The sequence below is a fragment of the Pelotomaculum terephthalicicum JT genome (genome assembly GCF_022410535.1).
In the GTDB taxonomy this organism is placed as follows: Bacteria; Bacillota; Desulfotomaculia; order Desulfotomaculales; family Pelotomaculaceae; genus Pelotomaculum_D; species Pelotomaculum_D terephthalicicum.
Genome location: NZ_JAKNBL010000010.1, coordinates 82,429 through 91,069, shown reverse-complemented (window position 1 = coordinate 91,069; position 8,641 = coordinate 82,429). Strand labels below are relative to the sequence as shown.

Genomic DNA, 8,641 nt, shown 5'->3' with positions numbered 1-8,641 from the left:
GCAGCCCACCGGCATAGTGTTGTTGCAGTTGTTCGATGACAAAGCTTTGGTACGTTTCATGCAGTTTAATGACAGGTTTCAAAATAAACATCCCAATCGCAATTAGTAAGGAAAAATATTCCTCCTAGCCGATTCTGGGGTTATTCTGGAAATGTCAAGTGTTTTTGACGAATTTCGCAACAAGATTTCAGATCCGAATTCCCAATTGGATGCGGATTTAAAAAAAATTCCTCTATGGTAAGTAGGAGGAATTCAATAACGATGGTTCAAGCAAAGCCTTGTGCCATCTGCCTCGGCGAATGCCGAGAGGCTATTAGAATAACAAGGAGGTAGGCGGTAATGATTCCACGTAAGAAAAATCACGGGCAAACCCCTGATCCTGTTACTTCCCCTGCTGATGAAGAATGTGATATTTGCCAGGAAATAGAAGAAGATTGCTGCGCTGATGCATTTGTTTCAAAAAATGATAAGAAAAGCACGAAATAAAGGAGACCTATTTTATAGGTCTTTTTTTTATATGCGAATAAATGTCAGCGGCGCGGCTTCATTCCGGCAATATACAGTTCAGTAGGGAGCTGGTGTAAGTTAATCGTCCGGTGCGGGGGTTGTCAGTGTGAGAAACAAGTGCTATATTGGGATCACTTAAAAAAGTAATGTTTAAGGGGTGATGTATTATGAACCACCAGGCAAAAAATTATAGCAGTGATTACCGGGTGAATGTTCTTAATAACGGTACGATTATTAGTGTGGAAGTTACTTGCTGCAGCAGGCATATTGGCGAGATGCGTTTCAAAGACGGCGAGAATAAGAAATGCCCGCTTTGCGGCACGGTCCATCAAATATTTATTCAGCATAATCACTTTCACATTAGACCGGTAAGGCCGGTATCAGATGAAGCAATCGCCGGAAACGACAGCGATCTGGTTATTAAAGAGAAAGCGCTTTAAATATTTACTAGATCTATCAGCGAGCCGGCTTCAGCATATATCAGCATCATATTTCCAGCTGGATTTGTAAAGGAAATTTATTCTGCTGTTTGAATCACACATGAACCGTTGACACGATATATGGTTACTGGTAAACTTAAGATTAGCGTAATACACAATATGTGCTCTTATCCGGAGCGGCGGAGGGACTGGCCCAATGAAGCCCGGCAACCGTTGGGAGGTAAGAAACCCAAAATGGTGCTAATTCCAGCAGGAGAAATTTCTTCTGGCAGATAAGAGGAAGCAATGATTACTTGCAGGCCTCTTCTGTTTGAAGGGGCCTTCAGTTTGTCGGCATGGAAGGGCATAATATGGGGAGGTATGTAAATGGCAATTGAAAAAACCTATGCAGAAATTAATGAGAAAATCAGATCCGGCAAGGCAGTGGTATTAACTGCGGAGGAAGTTATTGCTCTGGTTGAAGAGAAGGGGGTCTCTGAAGCTGCCCGACAGGTGGATGTTGTGACAACCGGGACTTTCAGCCCAATGTGTTCTTCCGGGGTTTTCCTGAATTTCGGGCATTCCAAGCCAAGAATCAGAATGCAGAAAGTATGGCTGAACGGTATTCCCGCATACTCCGGTATAGCAGCGGTTGACGCCTACCTGGGAGCTACCGAGTTGCCGGAGGACGACCCTTGCAACAGCAATTACCCCGGTGAGTTCCGCTATGGGGGCGGACACGTGATCCATGACCTGTTGGCAGGCAAGTCAATAAAATTAGAAGCTTTATCATACGGTACGGATTGTTACCCCAGGCGGGAGTTGGAAACTTATATTACCCTGAATGACATAAACGAGGCCACGCTGTTCAATCCGCGAAACGCCTACCAGAATTATAACTGTGCTGTTAATTTAAGCGGCAAGACTATTTATACTTACATGGGATTGCTCAAGCCAAACTTGGGCAACGCGCATTACAGCAGCGCCGGTCAGCTTAGTCCGTTGCTTAATGACCCTTACTTTTTGACTATTGGGATAGGTACCCGGATCTTTTTGGGTGGGGGCATCGGTTACGTGGCATGGCACGGTACACAGCATTTCCCGGGCATTCAGACAGACCAGGAGAAAAATTCTTATGGTCCGGCTGGCGGCACACTCGCCGTGATCGGGGATTTGAAGCAAATGAAGCCCGAATGGTTGGTCGGTACAAGCTACCTGGGTTATGGCGCTACCTTGACGGTGGGTATCGGCATCCCTATCCCCATCCTTAACGAGGATGTGATGAGCTGTGTGTCTATCACCGATCGCGACCTCTATGCGCCTGTTGTCGACTATAGTGATGCTTATGGCCAGCGTATCCCCGGCAATTTAGGCTATGTCAGTTACGCGGAGTTGAAAACCGGAAAAATTACCATTAACGGCAAGGAAATTCCAACCGCGCCTCTGTCAAGCTATCCTAAAGCCAGGGAGATTGCCGGAAAGTTAAAAGATTGGATTCAGAAAGGGGACTTTTCCCTTTCCGAGCCGGTAAAACTTTTGCCTTCTTTCCAGGATCAAATCACAGCAAAAACTCTAGACATTAATGGTGTTTAGCATCTAGTAAACTGATTATTAAATGATAGAGGAGTGAACGGCGTTTGGCTGCTAAAAAAATAATTCTTCGCTTTGGCAAAGATATATCCGACAAGCCTATTATTTATCACCTCGCTAAGGATTACGGACTTGTTTTCAATATAATTAAAGCGAATGTCAACCCAAACAAAGAAGGTACTGTTGTCTTGGAACTTACCGGGGAACAATATGCAAAAGGCCTGGAGTATCTGGAAAGCGAAGGCGTCCGGGTACAACCTTTGGCTGAGCAGTTGTCAAGGAACGAATTGAAGTGCACCAGTTGTGGCGCCTGTACCGATATCTGTCCCACCGGCGCGCTATATCTGCATAGGCCTTCAATGGAAGTGGCGTTTGACAGTGACAACTGCGTGCTCTGTCAGATTTGCTTAAAAGTCTGCCCGGTCAAGGCTATGGAGGTTAAGTTTTAATTGGATTATGTTGATCGCTCGTACCGGCGGCAATTCCGCCAGGAAGACTTGACTTATTTTCAGGTAGTGGTGCGCCAGACTGATTTAAGTGTTGGTGTGCGCCGGGACAGGTTTTCTTTGGAATTGACGCGCTGGGTGGAGGAAATAGTGCGGGAACAGAGGATTCTTCTGGAAAATTATATCGAGTCGGACCCTGTTTTCCTTCAAGCGATGGAACCGCACGCGATCAGACCAGATGCGCCACCCATCGCGGCAGACATGGCTGATGCGGCCCGTATCGCAGGTGTGGGGCCGATGGCTGCCGTGGCCGGCGCTTTTGCTCAATACGTGGGCCGGGCGCTTGTCAGGCGCTCGAAGGATGTTATTGTGGAAAATGGCGGCGATATTTTTCTGCGCAGCACCCGGCAGCGCAGGATCGGGGTGTTTGCCGGCAGTTCCGCCTTGTCCAATCGAATTGCGCTGGAAATCATGCCGGAAGACACCCCCGTAGGAATTTGCACTTCTTCCGGCACAGTCGGCCCATCATTAAGCCTGGGTAAAGCCGATGCCGCCGTGATCCTGTCTCCATCCGCCATCCTGGCCGACGCGGTAGCCACCACAGTGGGCAATCTTGTCCAAAGCAAGGAGGATATACAAGCGGCAGTAGAGTTCGCCGTGGGAATTGACGGGATCACCGGAGCGTTAATAATAAAAGACGACCACCTGGCTGCCTGCGGCAGATTGAAGCTTGTCCCGCTGACCGTTTGACGGCTCATAAATGCCCCGGCACTTAAATGATTTTATTTAAATCTAGCGCTTCGTAAATATAATTTTCCCCGCAAAAATGGCAATGTACTTCCACCTTTCCTTGTTCCCGCAAGAGTTTTTCAATCTCTTCTTTCCCCATAGCCGCTAAGATATCCCCTACTTTTTCCCGTGAGCACTTACAGGCAAAGCGTACCGGATTCTTCTCCAGGTATTGGACATGCAAACCTTTTACGGCCTTGGCGACGATTTCTTCGGGAGTCATTCCGAGGTTAACCAGGCTGCTGACGGGGGGCATCTCAAGCAGGCACTTTTCCAGGTGGGACAAGATTTTTTCACTCGCACCGGGGAAAAGCTGGATAATCAGGCCTCCTGAAGCCCTCACGCTTGCGTCGGGTCCTACGAGCACGCCCAGGGATACCGCTGACGGAGTCTGTTCCGAGGTTAGAAGATACTGTGCCACATCCTCGCCAATCTCGCCCGACACCAGCTCAACGCTTCCAGTGAAGGGTTCTCTCAAGCCGAGGTCCTTGGTGACATGAAGAAAACCTTTTCCTACGGCGGCCCCCACCGGCAGTTTTCCTGCCCGGGCGGCGGGCAGGTCTATATGGGGTTCCTGAACATATCCCCGCACTTCACCCGCAGCGTTTGCTGTGACAAGAATCGCCCCAAGAGGCCCATCGCCCAGAATACGCAAGGTAAGAATATCATCACCCTTCAGGTTGGCGCCGAGCAGCAGCCCGGCGGTAAGCCCGCGCCCGAGAGCCGCGCTGGCAACAGGCCAGGTGTCGTGTCTGTGCCTGGCTTCTTCCACAAGGCAAGTAGTGACGGCTGCAAAGACACGAAACTGCTCGTCCTCGCCTATTCCTCGCACGAGATAATCTTTCATTTAAATGGTTAAACCCCTTTGCATTATTAATTCCGTTACTATTATAACATCACCGTGTGTTTTTTACCGAAACAGTCGATTCAGTCTTGCAACAGCGAGTAGCTGGTAAAAAAAATAGATCTTTACAAATAAGGTTATTGCTACAGAGGTCACTGATGAGGAATCGTTGCCTGTAGTCGCACAATATGCCGATGTGCTGCAAATAGAGGGCTATGTTAAAAACTGCGGTTAAAATAATTAGCCGCTATTCAGCGGCTTTGTTTTTCAAGGATTCTCTTTTTGTTTTTTTACCACAGTTGCCTTTTGGGGTTATTATTGAAACATTGCCTTCAGGATCGGTTGTTTTATTTTTCGCCGGTACTGTTCGCCGTTTAGCCAATTTAGTTACCCTCCAATCCATGATTTTTTAATTCTGTTATTTGTCTCTTTCTGCAATGGTGCGTAGCGAGTTGGCAATATCTTTCATGTAGAAGATAAAGGGAATTGTCATTAATAAAGACGTTATTGTCATCATTTTTATATCTGATGTTGTTGAAGACATCTCTTTTCGAAACATTAACTACCACCTCCTTTTATATATTTTTATCAATTTTTTGAAAACAAAACGGTAAATATCCTGGTATTGCATCCAGATCATCCCGTATCACTATCAAAGTGGTGCGGGATTGCTGTTTATATAATTAATTTTGGCCTATCGCGGGGGCAAGAATTTTTAATTTACTTTTGACGCAGTCCTTAAAGGGAGGAAAATTATGTATTATTATAGAAGTAATTGTTGGAAAAGGCTTTACCAGGTTTTATTACCAGGCAAGGAGTGAGAATAAAATATTGGATAAAAATATAGAAAAGTACTTGGGGATATGGAATGTTGACAAAGCCTTTGCGGCATATAAACCGCAGGCTGAATTGCGTGAGCCTGAATCAGGGGCTTGGGAAGAGGAGCTGAATGAAGCGCCGGTCGTGCGGCTGGTAAATTCAATTTTCCTTCAGGCAATTGAACAGAATGCCAGCGATATACACATCGAGCCTCAAGAAGGTCGCGCCAGGGTTAGGTACCGGATTGACGGCATGCTTAGGGAGATCATGACAATTCCTCAAAAAACACGTTCTGCTGTAATCTCAAGAGTTAAAATCATGTCCGATATAGATATAGCCGAAAAACGGATTCCACAAGACGGTAGATTTCAGTTGAAATTCAATTCACGTGAAATTGACTTCAGAGTCTCCACCATGCCGACCGTTCACGGGGAAAAGGTTGTTGCCAGGCTCCTGGATAAAGGAAATATAAAATCATTCAAAATCGAGCGGATTGGATTAGGGCCTGAGAACCTGACGAAGTTAACAAACGCCCTGAGAAGGTCTAACGGTATGTTATTGATCACAGGACCAACAGGAAGTGGAAAAACCACTACCCTTTATGCGGCGCTTAATGAGATCAACAAAGTGGACAAAAATATTATTACCGTGGAAGATCCTGTTGAATACATGCTGGATGGAATAAACCAGACACAGGTTAACACCAGGGCCGGTATGACCTTCGCGGCCGGTTTGCGGGCGATCTTGCGGCAGGACCCGGACGTAATTATGGTCGGGGAGATCCGGGATAGCGAGACTGCTAAAATTGCCGTTAGGGCGGCAATGACCGGGCACCTGGTGCTGTCAACCATCCATACTAACAACGCCGCAGGGGCAATTATCCGCCTTGTCGACATGGGTATTGAACCGTTTCTCGTAGCATCGTCGGTGCTTGCGGCAACAGCGCAACGCCTGGTCAGGTTAATCTGCCCAAAGTGCCGCCTGGCGTCTGTCTTAGGTCCAGACGCACCTGAGCGCGCATTCATCGGGGTGGGGCCGGAGCAACCAGTTACACTATATAAAGGCATGGGCTGCGATGAGTGCGGTAATGTCGGCTACCGTGGCCGCATAGCTATTCATGAGGTTTTGCCTATGTCAAACGCGCTGCGTGCGCTGGTTATAAAAAATGCGTCGGCAGATGAAATAGAGCGTAAAGCTTTGGCGGAAAAAATGATTAGTCTGAAAACGGATGGTATCCGGAAAGTTTTAGACGGATTGACGACAATTGAGGAAGTTATGCGAGTTGCTTATAACGATGAAGCCTGATATCCATATATGCCTCATTAGTAGAAAAATGTAGCAATAGGTAAAATAACTGAAAAATTTTCCTAAGAATGAAGGAATTACTACCATTATAAAGAATTGATTGAGTTAGATAAATAGTTTTATAAAAATTTCCATAAAATTTTTTGAAAATAGTGGTGGGTAAATGCTTCTTAAATACGTTTGCAAGGCCCGCAGCAAGCGAGGCCGGCTGGCTAGCGGGAAGTTAGAGGCGAAAGACCGTCGTGAGGCGATAGACCTGATGGGGAAGCGCGGGCTTTTCATGGGGGAAAGAGGGAAAGTATCCGGCGGAAGGTATATTAATCCGGTCGTTTTTTTCGCGAAAAAGGTTGGTGCAAGGGAACTGGTTCTTATGTGTCACCAGTTGGCCACCATGATTCAAGTTGGCATCCCGTTGCTTCAATGTCTAAATATATTGATCCAGCAAAGTGACGATGTGGTTCTCAAAAATACATTAAAGAGAGTAACGGAGAGTCTTGAGGAAGGTATGTCACTGGCGGATTCACTCAGTTCTCACCCAAAAGTATTTTCTCCATTTTTTATTAGTATGGTGAAATCAGGGGAAGTTAGCGGGACGCTTGATGAAGTGTTGAACAGACTTGCCGTAAACGCGCAAAAGGAGTATGAGCTTTTGGCAAAAATAAAATCGGCTATGATGTATCCGGCGGTTGTTGCGGCAGTGGCTGTGTTATCAGTTGTTATAATGTTAACGTACGTAATCCCGAAATTTGTTTTCTTATTGAACAGCATGATGGCTCCCATTCCGTTTGCCACCAGGTTGATCGTCCGGCTCGGAAGTTTTTTTCATGACTATTGGTATTTAACCGCACTTTTATTCGCGGTGGCGGCAGTAAGCTGTAAATGGGCGATCATGACCGAACGCGGCAAGATAGTTCAAGACAAAATAATTATTAGCATTCCAGTAATTGGGCCTTTAATCCGGAAGGTGATTGTCTCCCGCTTTTGCCGGTCGTTTAGCGCGCTTTTGAAAAGCGGCGTTCCTGTTTTGCAGTCACTTGACGTGGTTAAGAATATCACGGGAAATTATGTTTTTATTAAAAGCATTAAAGAGGCGGAGAGCAGCATTAAAAAAGGCGACGGAATTTCTTTGCCGTTGCATAAAAGCGGGATTTTTCCCCCGATGGTAACCAGGATGATCGCCATTGGCGAGGAAACAGGAGCTATTGACACTCTGCTGGAGAAGGCTGCCGACTTTTACGAAAGAGAAGTTGAAGAACTGGTTGCGCGCTTGTCTTCGTTGATCGAACCGGTTTTAATCATTGTAGTGGGTGGAATGATTGCCTTCATCATTCTGTCAATGATGCTGCCTATGTTCAGCATCATGAACTATATTGATTAGGCAAGTTTCATGCGATTGATTATGTATGCCTCCAAGGAATCTAGCTTTGTCAGGAGGGGAAAGGATGTTGGTTGCTAGAGCGCTAAGAAACGAAAGTGGTTTCACTCTAATGGAACTAATGGTGGTGATTGTTATTATCGGCGTGTTGGCCGCTATTGCCGTTCCTTCAATGGTCAAGCAGGTTGATAAAGCCAAGGTAAAAAGAGCCATGGTGGAATTGAAAGCGATGAAAACGGCAATTGACGTTTATCGAGCGGAAAAAGGTGTGTATCCGACTACTTCGCAGATTAATGACGTGCTTGAGGATTACGGCATCAACTTTGGGTCGGCATCATACAAAGACCCGTGGGAAAAACCTTACGTATACTTGACAAATGACACTGAGCCCTCCGTTTATAAGCTTTTCTCCTACGGGCCGGACGGCCTTTCTTCCGGCGGCGACAACATTGTGGCGACCAGTGATGCTAACCCGGCTGAAAATACTTCAGATGCTGAGGCCGATCCCTTGGATGATTTGATAAATTCGGGTGGAAGCGCGCCATGA

General features: G+C 46.4%; 11 protein-coding genes and 1 riboswitch. Of the genes, 9 read left to right on the top strand and 2 right to left on the bottom strand.

Annotated elements, in window-relative coordinates:
• Positions 1-339 precede the first annotated feature (339 nt).
• From L9W92_RS08645 to L9W92_RS08625, 5 genes are all read left to right on the top strand, one after another.
• Positions 340-486 carry a hypothetical protein gene (locus L9W92_RS08645; RefSeq protein ID WP_240083349.1) on the top strand — a complete coding sequence of 49 codons (147 nt, stop codon included), beginning with the start codon at positions 340-342 and terminating at the stop codon, positions 484-486.
• A 188-nt stretch (positions 487-674) separates the two neighbouring features.
• Positions 675-947, top strand: a complete 273-nt coding sequence (locus L9W92_RS08640) for a hypothetical protein (RefSeq protein WP_240083348.1) — start codon at positions 675-677, stop codon at positions 945-947.
• 164 nt (positions 948-1,111) lie between these two features.
• A riboswitch (SAM riboswitch) is annotated at positions 1,112-1,226 on the top strand.
• Positions 1,227-1,313: 87 nt separating this feature from the next.
• Entirely contained in the window at positions 1,314-2,519 is a 1,206-nt protein-coding gene (locus L9W92_RS08635) for a homocysteine biosynthesis protein (protein WP_240083347.1), read from the top strand.
• Between the two features lie 44 nt (positions 2,520-2,563).
• On the top strand, positions 2,564-2,965 hold the full coding sequence (locus L9W92_RS08630) for an NIL domain-containing protein (protein WP_240083346.1): 402 nt from the start codon (positions 2,564-2,566) through the stop codon (positions 2,963-2,965).
• The gene (locus tag L9W92_RS08625) at positions 2,966-3,712 is read left to right on the top strand and encodes a UPF0280 family protein (protein ID WP_240083345.1); all 747 of its coding nucleotides are present in this window, start codon (positions 2,966-2,968) and stop codon (positions 3,710-3,712) included.
• A 22-nt stretch (positions 3,713-3,734) separates the two neighbouring features.
• On the opposite strand, the gene hslO is transcribed toward L9W92_RS08625, so the two are convergent.
• Positions 3,735-4,598 carry an Hsp33 family molecular chaperone HslO gene (gene hslO, locus L9W92_RS08620; RefSeq protein ID WP_240083344.1) on the bottom strand — a complete coding sequence of 288 codons (864 nt, stop codon included), beginning with the start codon at positions 4,596-4,598 and terminating at the stop codon, positions 3,735-3,737.
• Between the two features lie 212 nt (positions 4,599-4,810).
• On the opposite strand from hslO, the gene L9W92_RS08615 reads away from it, so the two are divergent.
• Positions 4,811-5,008: a hypothetical protein gene (locus L9W92_RS08615; RefSeq protein WP_240083343.1), complete on the top strand. Its 198-nt coding sequence runs from the start codon at positions 4,811-4,813 to the stop codon at positions 5,006-5,008.
• Positions 5,009-5,013: 5 nt separating this feature from the next.
• Here the strand turns inward: L9W92_RS08615 and L9W92_RS08610 are convergent, their stop codons facing one another.
• A complete protein-coding gene (locus L9W92_RS08610; protein ID WP_240083342.1) occupies positions 5,014-5,154 on the bottom strand; it encodes a hypothetical protein in 141 nt (46 codons plus the stop codon).
• 272 nt (positions 5,155-5,426) lie between these two features.
• Here L9W92_RS08610 and L9W92_RS08605 point away from each other — a divergent pair, with 272 nt between their 5' ends.
• The 3 genes from L9W92_RS08605 to gspG all read left to right on the top strand — a co-directional run bounded on the left by L9W92_RS08605 (position 5,427) and on the right by gspG (position 8,641).
• On the top strand, positions 5,427-6,719 hold the full coding sequence (locus L9W92_RS08605) for a GspE/PulE family protein (RefSeq protein ID WP_240083341.1): 1,293 nt from the start codon (positions 5,427-5,429) through the stop codon (positions 6,717-6,719).
• 163 nt (positions 6,720-6,882) lie between these two features.
• Positions 6,883-8,097 (top strand): type II secretion system F family protein, encoded by a 1,215-nt coding sequence (locus L9W92_RS08600; RefSeq protein WP_240083340.1) that lies wholly within the window; start codon positions 6,883-6,885, stop codon positions 8,095-8,097.
• Positions 8,098-8,161: 64 nt separating this feature from the next.
• On the top strand, positions 8,162-8,641 hold the full coding sequence (gspG, locus tag L9W92_RS08595) for a type II secretion system major pseudopilin GspG (protein ID WP_240083339.1): 480 nt from the start codon (positions 8,162-8,164) through the stop codon (positions 8,639-8,641).

Coding starts and splice junctions, on each gene's coding strand:
- L9W92_RS08645 (WP_240083349.1), top strand. CDS start 340: ATGATTCCACGTAAGAAAAATCACGGGCAAACCCCTGATCCTGTTACT.
- hslO (WP_240083344.1), bottom strand. CDS start 4,598: ATGAAAGATTATCTCGTGCGAGGAATAGGCGAGGACGAGCAGTTTCGT.
- L9W92_RS08600 (WP_240083340.1), top strand. CDS start 6,883: ATGCTTCTTAAATACGTTTGCAAGGCCCGCAGCAAGCGAGGCCGGCTG.
- L9W92_RS08610 (WP_240083342.1), bottom strand. CDS start 5,154: ATGTTTCGAAAAGAGATGTCTTCAACAACATCAGATATAAAAATGATG.
- L9W92_RS08640 (WP_240083348.1), top strand. CDS start 675: ATGAACCACCAGGCAAAAAATTATAGCAGTGATTACCGGGTGAATGTT.
- L9W92_RS08635 (WP_240083347.1), top strand. CDS start 1,314: ATGGCAATTGAAAAAACCTATGCAGAAATTAATGAGAAAATCAGATCC.
- gspG (WP_240083339.1), top strand. CDS start 8,162: ATGTTGGTTGCTAGAGCGCTAAGAAACGAAAGTGGTTTCACTCTAATG.
- L9W92_RS08615 (WP_240083343.1), top strand. CDS start 4,811: ATGTTAAAAACTGCGGTTAAAATAATTAGCCGCTATTCAGCGGCTTTG.